Annotated in this window: 15 protein-coding genes; 8 read left to right on the top strand and 7 right to left on the bottom strand. The window is 72.8% G+C overall.

Going from position 1 to position 19,039, the window contains the following annotated elements; genetic code table 11:
* Positions 1-97: 97 nt before the first annotated feature.
* Both ACH34S_RS17895 and ACH34S_RS17890 read right to left on the bottom strand, forming a co-directional pair.
* Positions 98-907 carry an ABC transporter permease gene (locus ACH34S_RS17895; protein WP_395953781.1) on the bottom strand — a complete coding sequence of 270 codons (810 nt, stop codon included), beginning with the start codon at positions 905-907 and terminating at the stop codon, positions 98-100.
* Positions 904-1,896: an ATP-binding cassette domain-containing protein gene (locus ACH34S_RS17890; protein ID WP_395953780.1), complete on the bottom strand. Its 993-nt coding sequence runs from the start codon at positions 1,894-1,896 to the stop codon at positions 904-906. Before ACH34S_RS17890 ends, ACH34S_RS17895 begins: the two co-directional genes overlap by 4 nt.
* Before the next feature lie 305 nt (positions 1,897-2,201).
* Between ACH34S_RS17890 and ACH34S_RS17885 the strand changes: the two genes are divergently transcribed.
* Complete coding sequence (locus ACH34S_RS17885) at positions 2,202-2,762, top strand: PH domain-containing protein (protein WP_395953779.1); 561 nt, start codon at positions 2,202-2,204, stop codon at positions 2,760-2,762.
* Complete coding sequence (locus ACH34S_RS17880) at positions 2,759-4,315, top strand: PH domain-containing protein (protein ID WP_395953778.1); 1,557 nt, start codon at positions 2,759-2,761, stop codon at positions 4,313-4,315. The genes ACH34S_RS17885 and ACH34S_RS17880 overlap by 4 nt, the downstream gene beginning before the upstream one ends.
* 14 nt (positions 4,316-4,329) lie before the next feature.
* Here ACH34S_RS17880 and sepH read toward each other — a convergent pair whose 3' ends face one another.
* A complete protein-coding gene (gene sepH / locus ACH34S_RS17875; RefSeq protein ID WP_395953777.1) occupies positions 4,330-5,967 on the bottom strand; it encodes a septation protein SepH in 1,638 nt (545 codons plus the stop codon).
* Between the two features lie 424 nt (positions 5,968-6,391).
* Here sepH and ACH34S_RS17870 point away from each other — a divergent pair, with 424 nt between their 5' ends.
* Positions 6,392-7,381 (top strand): hypothetical protein, encoded by a 990-nt coding sequence (locus ACH34S_RS17870; RefSeq protein ID WP_395953776.1) that lies wholly within the window; start codon positions 6,392-6,394, stop codon positions 7,379-7,381.
* A gap of 22 nt (positions 7,382-7,403) precedes the next feature.
* Here the strand turns inward: ACH34S_RS17870 and ACH34S_RS17865 are convergent, their stop codons facing one another.
* Positions 7,404-8,714: a D-arabinono-1,4-lactone oxidase gene (locus ACH34S_RS17865; RefSeq protein ID WP_395953775.1), complete on the bottom strand. Its 1,311-nt coding sequence runs from the start codon at positions 8,712-8,714 to the stop codon at positions 7,404-7,406.
* Positions 8,715-8,897: 183 nt separating this feature from the next.
* Here ACH34S_RS17865 and ACH34S_RS17860 point away from each other — a divergent pair, with 183 nt between their 5' ends.
* The 3 genes from ACH34S_RS17860 to ACH34S_RS17850 are packed head-to-tail and all read left to right on the top strand — an operon-like array spanning position 8,898 to position 11,785.
* Positions 8,898-10,058, top strand: coding sequence for a lytic transglycosylase domain-containing protein (locus tag ACH34S_RS17860; RefSeq protein ID WP_395953774.1), 1,161 nt, complete (start codon positions 8,898-8,900; stop codon positions 10,056-10,058).
* 12 nt (positions 10,059-10,070) lie between these two features.
* Positions 10,071-10,979 carry a ferrochelatase gene (locus ACH34S_RS17855; protein WP_395953773.1) on the top strand — a complete coding sequence of 303 codons (909 nt, stop codon included), beginning with the start codon at positions 10,071-10,073 and terminating at the stop codon, positions 10,977-10,979.
* Positions 10,976-11,785, top strand: coding sequence for an inositol monophosphatase family protein (locus ACH34S_RS17850; protein ID WP_395953772.1), 810 nt, complete (start codon positions 10,976-10,978; stop codon positions 11,783-11,785). The genes ACH34S_RS17855 and ACH34S_RS17850 overlap by 4 nt, the downstream gene beginning before the upstream one ends.
* A 66-nt stretch (positions 11,786-11,851) precedes the next feature.
* Here the strand turns inward: ACH34S_RS17850 and ACH34S_RS17845 are convergent, their stop codons facing one another.
* The gene (locus ACH34S_RS17845; RefSeq protein ID WP_165964506.1) at positions 11,852-12,028 is read right to left on the bottom strand and encodes a hypothetical protein; all 177 of its coding nucleotides are present in this window, start codon (positions 12,026-12,028) and stop codon (positions 11,852-11,854) included.
* Between the two features lie 208 nt (positions 12,029-12,236).
* On the opposite strand from ACH34S_RS17845, the gene ACH34S_RS17840 reads away from it, so the two are divergent.
* Both ACH34S_RS17840 and ACH34S_RS17835 read left to right on the top strand, forming a co-directional pair.
* Positions 12,237-12,890 (top strand): response regulator transcription factor, encoded by a 654-nt coding sequence (locus tag ACH34S_RS17840; RefSeq protein ID WP_395953771.1) that lies wholly within the window; start codon positions 12,237-12,239, stop codon positions 12,888-12,890.
* A complete protein-coding gene (locus ACH34S_RS17835; RefSeq protein WP_395953770.1) occupies positions 12,887-14,146 on the top strand; it encodes a sensor histidine kinase in 1,260 nt (419 codons plus the stop codon). Before ACH34S_RS17840 ends, ACH34S_RS17835 begins: the two co-directional genes overlap by 4 nt.
* A 46-nt stretch (positions 14,147-14,192) precedes the next feature.
* Here ACH34S_RS17835 and ACH34S_RS17830 read toward each other — a convergent pair whose 3' ends face one another.
* Positions 14,193-16,919, bottom strand: coding sequence for an ABC transporter substrate-binding protein (locus ACH34S_RS17830; protein ID WP_395953769.1), 2,727 nt, complete (start codon positions 16,917-16,919; stop codon positions 14,193-14,195).
* Positions 16,916-18,595 (bottom strand): serine/threonine-protein kinase, encoded by a 1,680-nt coding sequence (locus ACH34S_RS17825; protein ID WP_395953768.1) that lies wholly within the window; start codon positions 18,593-18,595, stop codon positions 16,916-16,918. The genes ACH34S_RS17830 and ACH34S_RS17825 overlap by 4 nt, the downstream gene beginning before the upstream one ends.
* Between the last annotated feature and the right edge of the window lie 444 nt (positions 18,596-19,039).

Raw genomic sequence — 19,039 nt, 5'->3', positions numbered from 1 at the left:
CCGGGGTCACGGGTCGTGCGGCCGTAGGCGCCCAGCGCCGGAGGTCGCACGACCCTGCGCCGTGACGGGGGTTCCAGGGGGTCGACCCCCTGGGAGATCACGCGCGCTGCTTGAAGGCGCGCAGGGAGAGCGGGGCGAAGATCAGGGCGATTCCGGCGCCCCAGGCCAGGGCGATCCACGCGTGCTCGAAGACGGGGCCGCCGACCAGCAGGCCGCGCATCGCCTCCACCAGGTGCGTCACCGGGCTGTTGTCCATCACCCAGGCCACCGGCCCGGGAATGCCCTCGGTCGACTTGATGAACGCGGTGCTCAGGAAGCTCAGCGGGAAGATCACCACGAAGCCGAAGATCTGCACCTTCTCCGGCTCGTTGACCTTCATCGCGATGTAGACCGACGTCCAGGAGAACAGGATCGCGAACGTCAGCAGGAGGACGAACGCGGTCAGCAGCGAGAGGACGTTGGTCTCGATCCGGAAACCGATCGCGAAGCCGACCACGAGCAGGATCATCATCGACCACGCCTGCTTGGCGGTGTCGGCGATGATCCGCCCGGCGAGCGGGGCGCTGCGCGAGATCGGCAGGCTCCGGAACCGGTCGAAGACGCCCTTGGTGATGTCGGTGTTGAGGCCGAAACCGGTGCTCATCCCGGCGAACAGCGCGTTCTGCGCGATGATGCCGGGGATGACGACGGGCAGGTACGCGTCGACGCTGCCCTCCATCGGCGGGCCGAACACGTACGAGAACAGCAGCACGAACATGATGGGCTGGATGGACAGGTCCAGCAGCTCCATCGGGTTGTGCTTGATCTGCACGAGGTTGCGCCAGGCCAGCGTGAGCGTGTTGCGCACGGCGGTGCCGGGGGAGACCCGTCTGGACAGCTCCTGCGGCGCGAACGTCGCGGTGGTCATGCGGACGCCCCTTCCTTGTCGGCGGCCTGAGCGAGCTCGTCGGCCTCGGCGTCGATGTCGTCGGTGTGGTGGCCGGTGAGCGCGAAGAACACCTCGTCCAGGCTGGACTTGCGCAGCGACAGCTCGCCGACGGTGACGCCGGCGTCGTCGAGGCGGCGGACGACCGCGGGCATCAGCTGCGGGTCGGTGATCGGCGTGCTGACCAGGCCGTCGCGGACCTCCGGGACGGACTCGGCCAGCTCGCCGACGATCCGCGCCACCGTGTCCTGGTCGGCGGCGTCGACCGGGCGGACCTCCAGCACCTGGCCGCCGACCTGCGACTTCAGCGTGTCGGACGTGCCGTGCGCGATGATCTGGCCGCGGTCGATGACGACGATGTCGTCGGCCAGCTGGTCGGCCTCCTCCAGGTACTGCGTGGTCAGCAGCACGGTGACGCCGTCGTCGGTCAGGCCGCGGACGATGTCCCACAGGCCGTTGCGGCTGCGCGGGTCGAGGCCGGTGGTCGGCTCGTCGAGGAACAGGATCTGCGGCCGGCCGACCAGGCTCGCGGCGAGGTCGAGGCGGCGGCGCATCCCGCCCGAGTAGGTCTTGGCGGCGCGCTCGGCGGCCTCGGTGAGCTGGAAGCGCTCCAGCAGCTCGGCGGCCCGCGCCTTGGAGTCGCGCCGCGGGATGCCGAGCAGGCGGCCGATCAGCACGAGGTTCTCGGTGCCGGTGAGCATCTCGTCGACCCCGGCGTACTGCCCGGTGAGGCCGATGAGCTGCCGAACCTTGTGCGCGTCCTTGATCACGTCGAACCCGCCGACCTGGGCGTTGCCCCCGGTCGGTTCGATCAGTGTGGCGAGGATCCGCGTCATGGTGGTCTTGCCCGCGCCGTTCGGACCCAGCACGCCGAGCACCGTTCCGGCCTCGGCGGTGAGGGAGACGCCCGCCAGCGCCTGGGTCTCACCGAACCGCTTCTCCAAGCCGTCGGCCTGGATGGCGTACGTCATGTGATCTCCTAGGTTCATCTTCGTTCGCCGGACGTCTCCGCCCTCAGCCGAGCGGCAGTCAAAAATATGTGGTGTCCGGGGTGGTGCGCATCCAGTTTTTCCGCCGCCCCGGCCGGGCCGGGCCAATGACGCGGGACGCGACCACAACATCGCATGGACCACTGACAAAACACTGACGGCCGCGCGATTTGTGCCCGCGATCCGTGAGTTCCCATGCCCGGGACCGGGTTCCCTGCCCCTGGGACCAGGGTGTTCGCGCAGCGAGAAAAGACAGGAGGGCGCCTCCGGCGTTCTAAACTCGCGGTGTGACGTCGGTGCGGCGCAGTCACCAGAAAGACGGCGGGGGGCCGCACCCGCCGCGCTTGCGGCCGCCCGAACACCGGGTGTCGCGCCGCGCGATCGCCCATTGGGCGATCGAATATCTGCTTCTGTGGGGCCTCGCGTTCGGGCTCGCGCTGGGCGTGGCCGCCTGGGCCGGCGACGCCAGATGGGACGGGATGCCCGGCTGGCTGGCGGGACGGATCGGCTGGCTGCCCTACATCGTCGGCGCGGCGGGCCTGCTCATGGTGACGGTCGCGCCCGTCTGGCGCTACCGCGTCCACCGGTGGGAGGTCAGCGCCGACGTCGTCTACACGCGGACGGGCTGGTTCAGCCGCGAATGGATGCTGGTCCCCGTCGGGCGGATCCAGACCGTCGACACCGAGCAGGGCTGGATCGAGCGGCTGCTCGGCCTCGCCACGATCGAGGTGAACACGGCCTCGCACACCGGGTCGTCCGAGGTCGCGGGCCTTCCGGTGGACGTGGCGACCCGGCTGGCCGAAGACCTCGCGCACCGCGCGCACGACCTCCGCGACGACGCCACGTGAACGTCCGCGACGGCGACCAGGCGCCCCAACGCGGCGAGCGCGCCGCGCACGACCGGGCCAACGGCCATCGCGACGGCGGCGCCACGGCCGCCGCGCCCGCGTCGAACGGGACGCGGACGCGGCAGGAGGCGGACGGGCGCGGGCAACGGCTCCATCCGCTCACGGTCGTCGTCGGCGCCGTCCGGGAGCTCATGGCGCTGGTCGCGGCCGGTGCGACGGGGCTCCTCGTCGGCGGGCTGTCCACGGCGTTCTACTTCACCCTCGCCGGGCTGGCGTTCGGGCTGCTGTTCCACATGGCGAGCTGGGCGACGTTCACCTACGTCCTGTTCGGCGACCGCATCGAGCTGCGGCGGGCGCTCATCGGCCGGTCGGTCAAGACCATCCCGCGCGACCGGATCCGGGGCGTGGACATCAGCGCGTCCCTCCCGCACCGGCTGCTCGGCCTGGCGGTCGTCCACATCGACGCGGGCGCGGACGGCGGCGAGGGGTCCCTGAACGCCGTCTCCCGCCTGGAGGCCGAACGGCTCCGCGGCATCCTCCTGGCCAGGGACGCGCCCGCCCCGCCGAGCCGTGTCCTCGCCCGGATGCGGCGCCGCTGGTACGTGTACGCGCCGCTCAGCGGCGCCTACCTGCTCACGCCGTTCGCGCTGGCCGGAAGCCTCCTCGGCACCGTCTACAACCTCGGCGACGACCTGGGCCTCATCACGCGGGAACGGGTGGAGGACTTCGGTCACGACGTGGTGGGCCTGTCCACGGCGCTCGTCGTCGCGCTGGCCATCCTCGTCCTGATCGCGATGCCGGTCATGTCGGTGGTCGTCTTCACGCTGTTCAACTGGGACTTCACCGTCCACGAGCGGGACGGCTCCGTCGTCGTGGAGCGCGGCATCCTCACCCGGCGCAGCGTCTCCCTCGAACGGCGGCGGCTGCGCGGGGTGGAGCTCGCCGACAACCCGTTCGAGCGGACCGCCGGGGTGACCCGGCTCGGCGCGCTCATCACCGGGCTCGGCGACGCCGTCCAGCGCGGCCGGCTCCTGCCCGCCGCGCCGCGCACGGTCGCCGAGTCCCTCGCGGCGCGCGTCGTCGGGAACGTCCCCGGGCCGCTGCTCGCCCACCCGCCGGCGGCGCGGGGCCGCCGCCTGGTCCGCGCGGTGGCGGGGCCGGCCGGCCTCGCGGGCCTCGCCCTGCTCGCCGGGCAGCCCTGGGTGGCCGCCGCGTGCGCGCCGTTCGCCGTCCTCGCGGTCCCGCTCGGCCTGGACCGCTACCGCCAGCTCGGCCACGCCACGGACGGCGAGCGGCTCAGCGTCCGCTCGGGCTCGCTGCGGCGCCGCCAGGTGGTCGTCGAGCACGGCGCCATCATCGGATGGCGCGTCCGCCGGACGCTCTTCCAGCGCAGGCTCGGCCTGGCGACGCTGTTCGCGGCCGTCGGCGCGGGCGAGGGCGGCTACTCCGCCACGGACATGGCGGAGGAGGACGCCGTGGCCCTGGCCGCGGGCATCACGCCCGCCTGGCTGACGCCGTTCCTGGAGCCGCCGCCCGGCGACGCACGCCCCTGACGCCGAACGGGGCGCTATTCGGGACGGCGGGCGCCGAACATGATCTCGTCCCAGGACGGCACGGAGGCGCGCTTGGCCTTGGACTTGCGGCGCCGTGCCGGACGCGGCGCGCCCGCCGGCTCACCGTTCGCGGCCGCCGCGGCGGGCTGCTGCTGCCCGGCCGCGGGCTTGTCCTGCCCGGCCGCCGGCATGGTGGGACGGCTCGCCGGCTTCTTCTTCGCGGGCGGCCGCGCAGGCTGCCGTTGCGCGGGCCGCTGCGCCGCCGCGGGCTTCTTGGCCTGAGCGGGCTTCTCGTCCTCGGCGGTGGCGGCGGGCTCGGGCTGCGCGGGCCGCGCGGGCGGGGTCGTGCGCCGCGGGCTCGCGTCGGCGGCCTCCTCCGCCGGTGCCTCTTCAGGGGTCTCCTGATCGAGGTCGGCTTCGTCGTCCGGCTGGTCGTCGTGCTCGTCCTCGGCCGTCTCCGCCTCGGTGGCGTCGAGGTCGTCGGCCTCTTCGGGGTGGACGGTCTCGCCTGCGGGCGCTGCGTCCTGTTCGGCGAGCGTGTCGTCCTCGTCCTGCTGGGCGTGGGCCTCCTGCGGCTGGACGGGCTCGCGCGGCTCGCTCGGCGAAGCGGCTTCGGGCGCCTGTGCCTCGACCGCCGCCGTCTCATCGGCCTCGTCCGGCTCGGTCACGTCGCCGCGTCCGACGGTCTCCGCGGGCTGGGCGGGGGCGGCCGGGCGGAGCGAGGAGGGCGTGCGGGTGGCGGGTTCGGGGCGGTCGTCCGATTCGCGCTGCTGGACGGCCTCGCGCAGGGCGGCGGCCTCACCCGGCTGCGGGAACCGGGTGCGGGACTCGGCTGCCCTGGGCTCGGCCGCCCTGGGCTCGGCGGCGCGGGGCTCGGCGGCGCGGAGCGGCTCGGGTGCGGCGTGCTGCTCCGGCGCGGCGGGCCGCTCGTACGAGGTGTACCGCTCGTGCGCGAGGGGCTGCTCGGGCTCGGCGGGCAGGCCGCGGAGCGCCGGGTCGCGGTCGCTGGAGACGACCTTCATGGCCGGGCGGCGCGGGACGAGCGGGGTGACGGTGTCGGAGAGCGGCTCGTCGTCCCAGTCGACGGCGGTGAGGCGCGCGGCGATCTCGTCCAGCGGGGAGACGAGCCGGCGGCGCGGGTCGAACGTCCACTCGGCGGCGTGCGGGCGGCCGTTGTCGAAGAAGGAGAGGCGGACGCGCCAGGTGTTGTCCTCGCACTTCCAGGAGTCCCATTCGACCTCTTCGAGGTCGACGCCGCCGCGGCCGAGGCGTTCCTCGACGGTCTCGCCGAGCGGCGGGCCGGGGGACGACTCGCCGGGCCTGCGGACGGCGACGCGTTGCGCCTGCTGGGCCATGTATTCGCGTTCCTGCAGGACCGGGCCCTCGAACCAGCGGATGCGTTCGACCGGGATTCCCGCCGACTCGGCGATCTCCTCCGCGGTCTCGCCGGAGCGGATACGGGCCTGGATCTCCTTGGGGCGCAAGGGACTCTCCACTTCGATCTCGAACTGGCCGAGGCGGGAGAAGTGCCCACGGACCGCGGCGCGGAGCCGGTCGTCGACGGGCAGGGTGAACCGGGTGCCTCGGCCCGCGGTGGCCAGGACGAGGTACGTACCGTCCTCGCTGACCGCGACGAGGCGCAGCTCCTGCATGCGTGTCCTTCCTGCCCTGTCTTGATGGCACGGAGGACCTCGGACCCGGCCTGCCGTGCTCTCACCGGCCGGCCGTCCGATGCCCACCGAGGGCGCATGCGTGCCCTTTCCCCCGGGTCCCGAGTCTCTCTTTCGGACACACCTGCTGCCAGCACCGTACCCGGCATGTCCGAACATCGCCGCTCTCGAAGCCCCCTCCACGAGGTCGAAGAGGGCACCTGACCAAGCTTGCCGGTGACGCGACCGGCGGGGCGCCGCCCCGCCTGATTCTTGTCCATCTTTTTCCTCACTGTGCCTGACGGGTGTGCGCGGCTCCACCGGTTCGGCGTAGTGAGTGTCACGTTCTCGATAGGAACAACCCGGATGTCCCGGTTAGTTCATGTTCCGGGGATTCGACGGCGATGGACGAAGGGGACCAGTGGCAATGCCGCGCAAGCTGCCGGACGTCAGCACGACGCAGCTGATCGCGAGCGCGGCGGCGACGGCGGCCGCCGCCTTGGGTGCGTCCTACCTGGGCGTTTACGGGACGATCATCGGCGCGGCGCTGATGAGCGTGATCTCGACGGCCGGCGCGGCGGTCGGCAAGCACTACCTCGACCAGGGCCGGGGCCGGCTCAAGGAGCTGACGCACCAGCAGACGGCGGCGCGGCGGCGGGACGCGGCGGAGGGCGCGGTGGGCGAGGCGACCAGCGCGGACCCGACCCGCACCATGGTCTGGTCCGGCGACCCGAACGCCACCCGCCGGTTCGGCCCGCCGTCCGGTGGCGATCCGAATGCCACGCGGCTCGACCCCAACGCTCAACTCGACCCGAACGCCACGCGGCTCGACCTTTCACTCGGTGGCGCGGCCGGACGCAACGACCCGAACGCGACGCGCCTGGACCCGGTGGACGCGGTCGCCGCGTCGCTCGCCGGGGCGGCCGGTGAGGACGCGGTGCGCCAGGCAGCCCGGCGGTCGGCCTGGCAGAACACGGTCGAGTGGGCCAAGGCGCGCTGGGCGATGCTCGCGGTGTCGTCGGGCGTGGTGTTCGCCATCGTGATCGCCGGGATCACGATCTACGAGGCGACGACCGGGCAGGCGCTCGGCAAGGGCGGCGGTGGCCTGACCGTCACGCAGGTGCTGGGCGGCGGCGACGGCGGGCCGCAGGACGACGATCCGTCGCCGGGCCCGTCGGTCACCCCGACGGAGCCGGGCGCCACGCCGGGCCAGTCGCCGACCGATGCGCCGACCACGCAGCCCACCACGCCGGACGGCGGGCCGACGACGCAGCCCACCGACCAGCCGACCGGGCAGCCGACGCCGCCCACGTCCTCGGTCCCGACGCCGACTGACACCCCGGCGCCCACGGAGGGCCCGCCGGACGGCGGCGGCCAGGAGCCGGGCGGCGCGGGCCCGCAGGCGCCCGCCGGCTGATCGCCCTGATCAGCGGCGCGCCCTAGTCGCCGAAGACCCGTGCCGTGTAGGGGTTGGCGAAGCGGCGGTCGGGGTCGAGTTCGTCGCGCAGGGCGCGGAAGTCGCCGAACCTCGGATACACCTTCTCCAGGTACGCGGCGTCGCGCGTGTGGAGCTTGCCCCAGTGCGGGCGCCCGTCGAGCGCGGTCATGAGGTCCTCGACGCCGCGGAAGTAGTCCTCGTGCGCGTCGCGGTGGTAGACGTGCACGGCGATGAACGCGCTGTGCCGCCCGTGGGCCATCGACAGCCAGGCGTCCTCGCGGGGGAGCGTCCGGACCTCGATCGGGAAGCTGACGCGCCAGTCCCGCCGCGCGAACAGGGTGCGAAGCTCACGCAGTGCCGGGACGAGTTCCCCGCGCGGGATCGCGTACTCCTGCTCCTTGAAGCGGACGGTCCGCGGGCTGGTGAAGACCTTGTAGGAGGTGTCGCTGTAGGTGCGAGCGCCCAGCGCCTTGGCGGAGATGCCGTTGACGAAGCGCGTCGTGCCGGGGACCCGGTGCGTCAGGCGGTTCACGGCGCCGAAGACCGTGTTGGAGAGGAACTGGTCGTCCAGCCAGTGCTTGACCTTGGACAGCGGCTCCGCGGGGCCCTCGACGCGGTTGTTGCGCTTGGTCAGGCATCCCTCGGTGTGCGGGAACCAGTAGAACTCGAAGTGCTCGTTGGCGGTGTCGAACTCGTCCAGGCGCGCGAGGACCTCGTCCCACCTCATCGGCTCCTCCTGTGCCCGCAGGAGGAAGGACGGAACGGTCCGCCAGGTGATGGCGGTGACGACGCCGAGCGCGCCGACGCCCGCGCACGCCGCGTCGAACAGGTCGGGACGCTCCTTGCGCGAGCAGGTCACGACGGTGCCGTCGGCGAGGACGAGTTCGAGCGCGGCGACCTGGGAGGCCAGCCCGGCGGCGTCGCGTCCGGTGCCGTGCGTGGCGGTCTGCAGGGCGCCGGCGACGGTCTGCTCCTGGATGTCCCCCATGTTGGCCAGCGCGAGACCGTGATCGTCCAGGAGGCGGTTGAACGCGTGCAGCGGGAGCCCCGCCTCGACGGTGACGAGCCCGGACGCGGTGTCCACGGACCGCACGGCCGTCAGTCCCTCAGGCCGCAGCAGGACGCCCTCCGCGACGGCCGCGCCGGTGAAGGAGTGACCCGTGCCCGTCATGCGGACCGTGAGGCCGTCTGCGGCGGCCGACCGGACCGCCGCGGCGACCTCGCCCGCGGTGCGCGGCGTCACGATCCGATGCGGCGTGGCCTGCTGGTTTCCCGCCCAGTTCTGCCACTTTTGGTTAGTCACGGGGGGCATGCGGTGACTCTACTCGGCGGGTGTTCATGAGGAAAGTTCATGTTCTCCGCCGGAAGTGCCCGGGGGAATCCGGCGATACCGTACTATCCGGTCGCATACCGGCTCGCCCATGATCCCGGTACAGGTGGGAAGGAAGGGACAAGGCGGGGGAACCGTCCGAAGCGACAGTCGTTGGGAAATGTTGTGGCTCCTCCTTCAGCATCGCGCACCGGGCCCGGGACGGGCCGCCGCCGCGGAAGGACGCCGCTCGCCATCGCCGCGATCGCGGTCCTCGCCGTCGCGACCGCGTCCGGCGGCGTGATCGCGGCCCTGACGACGGACCGCGCGGAGACCGCCCGCACGTCGCGTCCGCAACGGCCCCCGAACGTGCCGCCCGGCGACCCGGTCAACGTGGCCACCGGCGGCGCGGTCGCGCCGCTGCGGCGCGTGGTCCCGCCGGACGTGCTCGCGGTCGGCCGCGGCTCGATCCCCGCCGCCAAGATCAAGAAGATCGCGTCGCTGGGCCGGGTCAGGGACGTCGTCGCGGTCGCGGGCGGCGCCGTCCAGCTCCAGGGCCGCCAGATCAACACCTTCGCCGTCGACCCGTCCGCGTTCCGCTCGTGGACCCCGCCCGGCACCGCGAAGGACAACACCCTGTGGGAGGCGCTGGCCGCCGACCGGTTCGTGGTGTCCCCGGCCGCCGCCGAGCAGCTCGGGCTCGCGCGGGGCATGCGGTACCCGGTGATCGGGCGGACGATGCCGAACCTCACGATGGGCGGCGCCGGGGCCCTCGGCCTGCCCGGCATCGACATGCTCGTCAGCGGGAACTCCGGGAACCAGATCGGGCTCGTCCCGAACGTGGCGCTCCTGGTCAACGCGCCCGGAGTGAGCCCGGCCAAGGTCGTCCAGGCCGTGACCAAGGTCCTCGGGCCCGGTACGAACGTCGTCAACCTGCACGAGTACCAGACGCCCGGCGACGGCGGCCGCCCGAGCGGCTACCTGGACCTCTACAAGCAGGCGGCCACCACCTGCCGGGGGCTGTCCTGGACGGTCCTCGCCGCGATCGGCCAGGTCGAGAGCGACCACGGCCGCAACGCGGGCCCCTCCAGCGCGGGCGCGCTCGGCCCGATGCAGTTCATGCCCGCGACCTGGAAGGCGTACGGGGTGGACGGCGACCGCGACGGCAGGGCCGACATCATGAACCCCTACGACGCCATCCCCGGAGCCGCGAAATACCTGTGCGCGAACGGTGCGGGCAGAGGCGGAAAGCAGCTTTACAGAGCGGTGTACCAGTACAACCATGCGCACTGGTACGTCCAGAAGGTCCTCAGCTTGGCCCGCGCGTACGCCACGAGGTTCAGCTGATTGGATGGAGGCATGACGTCCTATGACGCGTTGCTTCTGCTGTCCTTCGGGGGGCCGGAGGGGCCCGAGGACGTGATCCCGTTCCTGGAGAACGTGACCCGCGGCCGGAACATCCCCCGGGAGCGCCTGGAAGTGGTGGGGGAGCACTACTTCCGGTTCGGCGGGGTCAGCCCCATCAACCAGCTGTGCCGCGACCTCAAGGCCGCGATCGAGGCCGACCTCGCCGCCCACGGCGTGGATCTGCCCGTCTACTGGGGCAACCGGAACTGGACCCCGTACCTGGCCGACACCGTCCGGCAGATGAAGGCCGACGGTGTGCGCCGGGCGGCCGCGTTCGTCACGTCCGCCTACAGCGGCTACTCCACCAACGACCAGTACCTCAACGACATTGCGCGCGCGCGCGAAGAGGTGCCGGACGCGCCTGAGATCGACAAGCTCCCCGTCTACTGCGACAGGCCAGGCTTCATCGACCCGTTCGTGGACGCCGCGAAGGACGCCATGAGCCGTCTCCCCGAAGACGCACGGCTGGTCTTCACCGCGCACAGCGTCCCGCTGTCCCAGCCCAACAGGGACCTGTACGCCGATGAGCTGGAGACTGCCGCGCGGACCGTCGCGCAGAAGGCGGCCCCTGGCACGCCGTGGGACCTCGTCTACCAGAGCCGCAGCGGCCCCCCGTCCCAGCCATGGCTGGAACCGCAGATCACCGACCATCTGGAGAAGCTGCACGGGGAGGGCGTCCGCGCCGTCGCGGTCGTGCCGATCGGGTTCGTGTCCGACCACATGGAGGTCAAGTTCGACCTCGACGTCGAGGCCGCCGAACGCGCCGCCGGCCTCGGCATCGCGTTCGCGCGCGCCGCCACCCCCGGCACCGACCCGCGCTTCGCCGCCCTGCCCCGCCACCTGCTGGCCGAGGCACCATGAGCCTGCCGGACGAGCTCCTGGAGCTGGCCGTCGCGACCGCGCGGGAGGCCGGGCGGATGCTGGTCGACAAGCGTCCGGTGGACGGCCCGGACGTCGTGCAGACCAAGTCGTCCCCGACCGACGTCGTCACCCAGATGGACCGCGCCGCCGAGCAGCTGATCGTCGAGCGGATCAGGGCGGCGCGGCCGGGCGATGCGTTCCTCGGCGAGGAGGGCGGCGACCAGGCCGGCGCCAGCGGCGTCCGCTGGGTGATCGACCCCATCGACGGGACCGTCAACTACCTCTACGACCTGCCCGACTGGGCGGTCAGCATCGCCGCCGAGGTGGACGGCGTCGCCGTCGCCGGGGTCGTGGAGATCCCGCGCCGGGGCGAGGCGTACACGGCCGTGCGCGGCGCGGGCGCGCTCCAGCACACCGCTTCCGGCACGCGCGAACTCCACGTGAATTCTCGGGTGCCGCTCGACAAGGCGCTGGTGGCAACGGGGTTCGGCTACGCGTCGGGGCGGCGGGCCAGGCAGGCGCGGGTCCTCACGGGCGTGCTGCCGAACGTCCGCGACATCCGGCGCGCCGGGTCCTGCTGCGTCGACCTGTGCTCGCTCGCGGCCGGACGGGTCGACGCCTACTACGAGCGCGGCGTCCAGGCGTGGGACATCGCCGCGGGCGGGCTGATCGTCCGGGAGGCGGGCGGGCGCGTCGAGGGCCTGCACGGCGCCGTGCCCGGCCCCGAACTCGCCATCGCCGCAGGCCCGGGCACGTTCGAGGCCCTGCACGACCTCCTGGCCCCGCTGGACCCGCTCGGCGACTGATCCACGACCGGGAACGGAGAGCCCGGGACCGCGCGGGTCCCGGGCTCAGGTGTCGTTCGAGCGGCTTCAGTCGCAGCGGGGTGGCTCTACACCGATGTCGTTGTTCGCTGCGATCCGGCGCAGGTCGTTGATCTCCTCCTGGCGAATGTCCGCCAGGTAGGTGTCACCCTCTGCATGGGCGCTGCGCAGCGACGCGTACGCGTCATCGAGTCGCTGCTGGATCATGCGTGACAACTCGCCCATAGGCCTCCTCCCGGATCGTGCCCATGTCTACCCAGGCCTAGGCTGAAGGTAAACCTGAACGCCTGTGCAATTTTCGCGGATTCTTGCGCCACTGCCACCACGGTGCGCTCAACGATCATCTGAACAGGTGTTTACGGGCGTCTTACGGTGCCCGTGGCATACCTGGAGGCCGGGGCGGACCGCGTCCCGGCCCATGGAGGGGGACCTCGTGCGTGTTCTAGTCGTCGAGGACGAGCGGGTGCTCGCCGACGCCATCGCCACCGGCCTGCGCAGGGAGACGCTGGCCGTGGACGTGGCCTACGACGGCGCCGGCGCGCTGGAGCGGGCCGGCGTCAACGAGTACGACGTCATCGTCCTGGACCGCGACCTTCCCAAGGTCCACGGCGACGACGTCTGCAAGCACCTCGTCGCGCAGCGCTACCCGGCGCGGATCATCATGCTGACCGCCGCGGGCGAGCTCGGCGACCGGGTCGAGGGCCTGTCCATCGGCGCCGACGACTACCTCGCCAAGCCGTTCGCGTTCGCCGAGCTCATCGCCCGGGTGCGGGCCCTCGGCCGGCGCGCCGCCGCGCCGCTGCCGCCCGTCCTGGAGCGCGCCGGGATCAGCCTCGACCCGGCCCGCCGCGAGGTCGCCCGGGACGGCCGCCCCGTCGAGCTGACCCGGAAGGAGTTCGCCGTCCTGGAGGTCCTGCTCAGCGCGGACGGCGCCGTCGTCAGCTCCGAGCAGCTCCTGGAGAAGGCCTGGGACGAGCACATCGACCCGTTCACCAACGTCGTCCGCGTCACGATGATGACGCTCCGCAAGAAACTCGGCGACCCGCCGGTGATCGAGACCGTGCCCGGCGTGGGGTACCGGCTGTGACCACCGAACCCGCGCCCAAGGGCGGCCCGGACAAGCCCGGCGGCGGCAGTGGCCCGTGGCGGCGGCCCGGCCCGCAGCAGGTCCCGCAGCCCGCCCAGGCGCCCAAGGGCGTGGGATGGCGCGGCGACGGCGGCGGGACGTTCGGCGACATGAAGGCGCTGCCGCGGATGAGCGTACGGCTGCGCCTCACCCTCCTGTACGGGCTGCTGTTCTTCATGGCGGGCGCGCTGCTGCTGTTCGTGATGTCGGTGCTGATGGCCGACATCCTCGGCGGCGTCAAGGTGATCGGCTTCAACATCTCCGACGAGGAGGCCGCCGCGCTGCAGCGCCAGTTCGTCGAGCAGACGATGCGGCAGCTGGTCGGCCGGTCGCTGCTCGCGCTCGGCGGCGTCGGGGTGATCACGCTGGTGCTCGGCTGGTTCGTCGCCGACCGGGCGCTCAGCCCGCTGCAGCGGGTCACCACCACCGCGCGCCGGCTGTCGGAGAGCACGCTGCACGAGCGGATCGCGCTGGAGGGCCCGGACGACGAGATCAAGGAGCTGGCCGACACCTTCGACGCCATGCTCGAACGGCTCGGGATGGCGTTCGACTCGCAGCGCCGGTTCGTCGCGAACGCCTCCCACGAGCTGCGCACCCCCCTCGCGATCAACCGGACGCTGCTGGAGGTCGCGCTCGGCGACCCGGACGTCTCCGACGACCTGCGCGCCGTCGGCCGGACGCTCCTCGCGACCAACGCCCGGCACGAGCGCCTCATCGAGGGCCTGCTGCTGCTCGCCCGCAGCGAGCGGGAGCTCGCCACCCGCACCCCGGTCGACCTGGCCGAGGTGGCCACGACCGTGCTGGAGCACTCGGCGCGCCGCGACCACGACCTCGACGTGGCCGTCCATCCAGAGCTGACGTCGGGGGAGGCGCTCGGCGACCCGGTGCTGCTGGAGCACCTGGTGTCCAACCTCGTCGAGAACGCGATCAAGCACAACGTCGAGGACGGCGGCGAGCTGTGGATCCGCACCGGCATGCTGGAGGGCTACGCCACCATCCAGGTCGAGAACACCGGCCCGGCCGTGCCCGCCTACGAGGTGGAGCGGCTGTTCGAGCCGTTCCGGCGGCTGAACGCCGACCGCGTCGAGTCGGCCAAGGGCGCCGGGCTCGGGCTGTCGATCGTCCGGTCGGTGGTGCTGGCGCACCGGGGCGCCGTGTACGCGGCGCCGCGGCCCGGCGGCGGGCTGATCGTCACGGTCCGGCTCCCGCCCGGCTGATCTCCCGCCCGGCTGATCCCCTGCGCGGCTGATCTCCTACGCCGGCCTACGTGAGCGCGGCCGTCGCCACGGTCGGGTCGCCGTCGTAGTCCATCTCCAGGCCGACGAACTTGCCGCTCCTGCGCACCGCGGCCGCTCCGTTGTTGACCAGGGGGATGAGGGCCATGTCGTCCAGCGCCACCTTCTCGGCCTGCCGGAACAGGTTCGCGCGGGACGCCGCGTCCTGCGTCCGCAGCGCGGTGGAGATCAGGTTGTCGAAGCCGCCGTTCTTCCAGCCGGACAGGTTGTGGTGGCTGTTCGTGCTGGTCGCCACCACCGTGCCGCCGAGGAGCGGCCACAGCATCGAGTAGGCGCCGGGGTAGTCGGGGCCCCACGAGAAGAAGGCCAGGCCGCAGGCGTCGTCCTTGACGAGTTCCTTGCGGAAGCGCTCGTACTCGCTGATCGGGATCGCCCGCGCGTCGATCTTCCAGCCGAGGACCGACTCCAGCGAGTGCCGGACGACCTCGACCAGCTTCTCGTCGGCGGTCGAGCCCCGGTAGTAGAACCGCATCTCCGTCCCTGGCTTGAGGCCCGCCCGCGCCGCGTGCTCCTTGGCCTTCGCCGGGTCCGTCCCGTCGCACGACGGGCAGGCGCCGGGCCCGCCGAAGCCGGGAACCCCCGCCGGGACGATGCCGTGAGCCCGCTTGTAGGAACCTCCGGCCAGCGCGACGAGCTTCTCGCGGTCGATCGCGTAGGACACCGCCAGCCTGGCGTCCCTGGAGTTCATCGGCGGGCGCGCGGTGATCGGGACGAGCATGCGGGTGAACGGCGCGGGCCGTGTGATCAGCTCGTTCTTCGGGGCGGCGCCGACTTGGTCGGTGCCGACGGTGTACCAGTCGACCTCGCCGGCGGCGTAGGCCGCGCGTCCCAGGGCCGGTTCGCCGCTGATGCGGACGTCGACGCCGTCGAGCTTCGTCTTGCCGAACGCCCAGGCGTCGTTGCGCACCAGCGAGACCCGGCTGTTCTTCTGGTACTCCTGCAGCTTGAACGGCCCGTTCCCGACGGGCCTGATGTTGTACGCCTCGTTGTCGGGCCTGCCCGCGTCCTCGGGGACGGGCATGAACGCGGGCTCGGAAAGCCGCGCGGGGAAATCGCAGTTGGGGGACGTGAGCGTGACCTCCAGCATGGTGCTGGTCACCACTCTGACCCCCGACATCGTCTCGGCCTTGCCGCCCGAGAGCTCGGCGAAGCCGGCGATGTCGGTCATCAGGTAGGCGCCACCGCCGGCGTCCGTCGCCGCGCTGCGGTCCCAGCCGCGGACGAACGCCTGCGCGTCGACGGGCCTGCCGTCGCTGAACGTCGTCCCGTCCTTGATCTGGATCTTCCACCGGCGGCAGGACGCGTCCGGGGTGATCTGGGTGGCGAGGCGGTTGCGGGCGGTGCCGTCCGGGGCGAGCTCGGTCAGGCCGGTGAACAGCTGCTTGGTGAGGAACCGCTCGGCTCCGCTGAACGCGTGCGACGGGTCGATCTCGTCGCCGCTGGTGGTGACCCCGCGCGTCGCCATCTGGAAGGTGCCGCCCGTCCGGCCGCCCGCCGACGTCGTGGTCGGGTCGGGGTCGCCGTCGCCCGCGAGCTTGACGGCGATCGCGGTTCCGGCCACGACGAGGGCGACCAGCGCGGCGCCGCCCGCACTCGCCAGCACGCCCACGCCGCGCCGTCTCGGCGGCCGGGGGACGTCGGTGCCCATGTCAGGGGAGGCGGAGGACGGCCAGGTCGCGGCGTATCCCTGCCCGCCGGGCGGCGGAGCCGGAGGCGGCCACGCCCCACCGGGCGGCGCCATCCCGGCCGGCGCCGGGCGGGGCGGCGGCGGCTGCACGGTCCGCAGCCGCGCCGATTCGGTGGCCGCGGTCGCTGCGCCCTGCGTGAGGATCACCGAGTCGTCGCCGGGGGCGTCCGGCCGGGCGCCCTGCCGCGGCCGGCTCCCCGCGAGCTCCAGCAGGTGCGCCAGGACGCGCTGCGACGCGGGCCGCAGCGCCGGGTCCTTGCTCAGGCAGTCCGCCACGATCTGGCGCAGCGGCGCGTGCAGGTCGCCGAGGTCGGGCGGCAGGTTGAGGATGCGGTGCATGACCGCCGGAATCGAGTCGTGCCCGAAAGCGGGACGCGCCGTCGCCGCGTGCACCATCGTGGCGCCCCACGCGAACACGTCCGCCGCCGGCCCGACCCGCGCCCCGGAGATCTGCTCGGGGGCCATGTAGGCGGGCGTGCCGACGGCCGTGCTCGACATCGTGCCCGTCGCGTCCAGCGCCCGCGCGATACCGAAGTCGATCACCCGCGGGCCGTCCGGCGCGAGCAGCACGTTCGCGGGCTTGAAGTCGCGGTGCACGACGCCCGCCTGGTGGATGGCGGCGAGGGCCGTCATCGTCCCGATCGCCAGCCGGTCCAGATCGGTGCCGCGCCGCGGGCCCTGCTCGGACACCACCCGCGACAGCGGCGGGCCGTCGATGTACTCGCTCACGATGTAGGGCCGGTCGCCCTCGACGTCGGAGTCGAGGACGCGCGCCGTGCAGAACGCCGAGACCCGCTTGGCGACCGCGACCTCGGCCGCGAACCGGGCCCTGGCCTTCGGGTCGCCGCTGAACCGCGCGTGCAGCAGCTTCACGGCGACCCGGTGGCCCGGCTCGTCCTCGCCGAGATAGACGGTGCCCTGACCGCCCTCCCCGAGGAGGCCGGTCAGGGTGTACGCGCCGAGCCGGGACGGGTCACCCGCGCGAAGCGGTGTGACCTCGTCCGTCACTTGCTCACGGTCCCGAACGCTTGGGCGGTCGCGGCCGAGCGTGTCTGTCGCCACTCCCACCGCATGGTGGTCCCAGACCCGGACGGGATGAACGTGACGTAGCCGGGCGCGCACTCGTTCCCGCTCATGCCCGCGTACGGGGTCTCCTGGTACTCGATCCGCGAGCTGCCGCTGTCCCCGGACAGGTGCGTGAGCCGGGTCCGGCAGTCGTCCTGGGCGCCGGACGGGTAGGAGTAGGTCGCGATGCCGCTGGAGTACACCAGCGTGAACCGGACGTCGAAGCTCGTGCGTCCCGTCCCGGCGCCCGGCTGGTTGCCGTCACCGGTCCACACGCCGATGAGCCCGCCGCGCGTCGAGGTACCGGTCGGCGTGTCGGTCGACGGCGTGTAGGTGGTCGGCGGCGTGTACGGATCCGGGTCGGGATCGTCGCTGTTGGCGGCGACGACCACGATCGCCACGATCACGATGATGACGATCAGCGCGAGCACGCCGCAGCCGATCGCGATGATCGGCCCGGCGCCGCCGGACTGCTTCGGCCGCCCGTACCCCGGCCCCGGCGGGACCGGCTGCCCCATCGGCATCCGCGGCTGCGTCGGCGGCGGTGGCCCGGGCGGGGTCGGCCCGCCCTGGTACATCGGCATCGGCGGCGGCGTGATCGGCTGGGGCGGCGGCGTGTTCGGCCCCGGCGGCATCCCGGCCTGGTGCATCGGCATCGGCGGCGGGGTGATCTGCTGCCGCGGCGGCTCCGGGCGCGGCGCGGGCGGCACCGGGGGCGGCGGCGCGAGCTGCGAGGCGATCCGGGTGCCCTGGTTGAGCAGGTCGTCAGGACCGCCCGCCTGCGAGCCCGGCGCGACGCCGACATGCCCGAGCAGGTTCAGCAGCAGCTGCGCCGCCGGCGGGCGCAGGCCCGCGTCCTTGGACAGGCAGCGTCCGATCAGGTCGCGCAGCGGCCCGGCGGGCAGCGCGGACAGGTCGGGGTCCTCGTTGAGGATCCGGTTGATGATGACCGGCAGCGTGTCCGCCTCGAACGGCGACTGGCCCGTCGCGGCGAACACCATCGTCGCGGCCCAGGCGAAGATGTCCACGGCCGGGGTGAGCGGCGCGCCGGTCAGCTGCTCGGGGGCGAGGTAGCCGGGGGTGCCGACCACCATGCCGGTGGCGGTCACCGCGCTCTCCTGCGAGTTGACCGTCCGGGCGATGCCGAAGTCGACGACGCGCGGGCCGTCGGAGGCGAGCATGACGTTGTTCGGCTTGAAGTCGCGGTGGACGATCCCGGCCTCGTGGATGGCGGCGAGCGCCGTCACCGTGCCGATCGCGAGGCGCTCCAGCTCCTGGGCGCTCCGCGGTCCGTCGTGCGCGACGACGTCGTGCAGCGACGGCCCGTCGATGAACTCGCTGACGACGTACGGCTGGTCGCCGTGGACGTCGGCCTCCAGCACCCGCGCCGTGCAGAAGGGCTCGACCTTCTGCGCCGCCGCCACCTCACGGGTGAACCGGGCCCGCGCGGCCGGGTCGTTCGCCATCTGCGCGTGCAGCAGCTTGACGGCGACGTACTCGCCTCCCGGCGTCCTGCCCAGGAAGACGGCGCCCTGACCCCCGGCGCCTAGACGTCCGACGACCTCGTACTGTCCGAGTGCCCTAGGATCGCCCGGCTCCAGCGGAGCGGCATCCGGCATCTGACCCTCCAGTGACCCGCAGTGATGTCCCGCGATAGTGTGCGCCGGACCCCGTAGCGAGGGCCTTCCGCCGGCGATCGCCGGGCAGTCCCCCGCAGGGGGTCCGCCCCCAACCTCAAGCGGGCACGATATCGCGTTAGTTCAGACGTTTCACTGCAGAGTCTGGTTCGATGTCCGACCTGCCCGATCGGCCGTCCCGCCGCGCCGGGCAGGTCGGTGCGCACAACGTCCCCCGGACCGATATGATCCCCGACCGCCGCGCGATCCGCGGCGGGGAGCCTCGATTACGCCACCGCACCACGACATCCGACTGATATGTGACAGAAGACACATTTCGGGGACGAGATGCGGGTGACGGGTGTCACTCGTGGGAACGGTCGCGCCTTGTGTGTCGCAGGTCACCAACCGTGACAGAATTTCCCGCCCGGATCGGGCACAAGAACG

This window comes from Actinomadura sp. 3N508 (assembly GCF_044326375.1).
Classification (GTDB): domain Bacteria; phylum Actinomycetota; class Actinomycetes; order Streptosporangiales; family Streptosporangiaceae; genus Spirillospora.
This window is presented reverse-complemented; position numbering and strand designations above follow the sequence as displayed.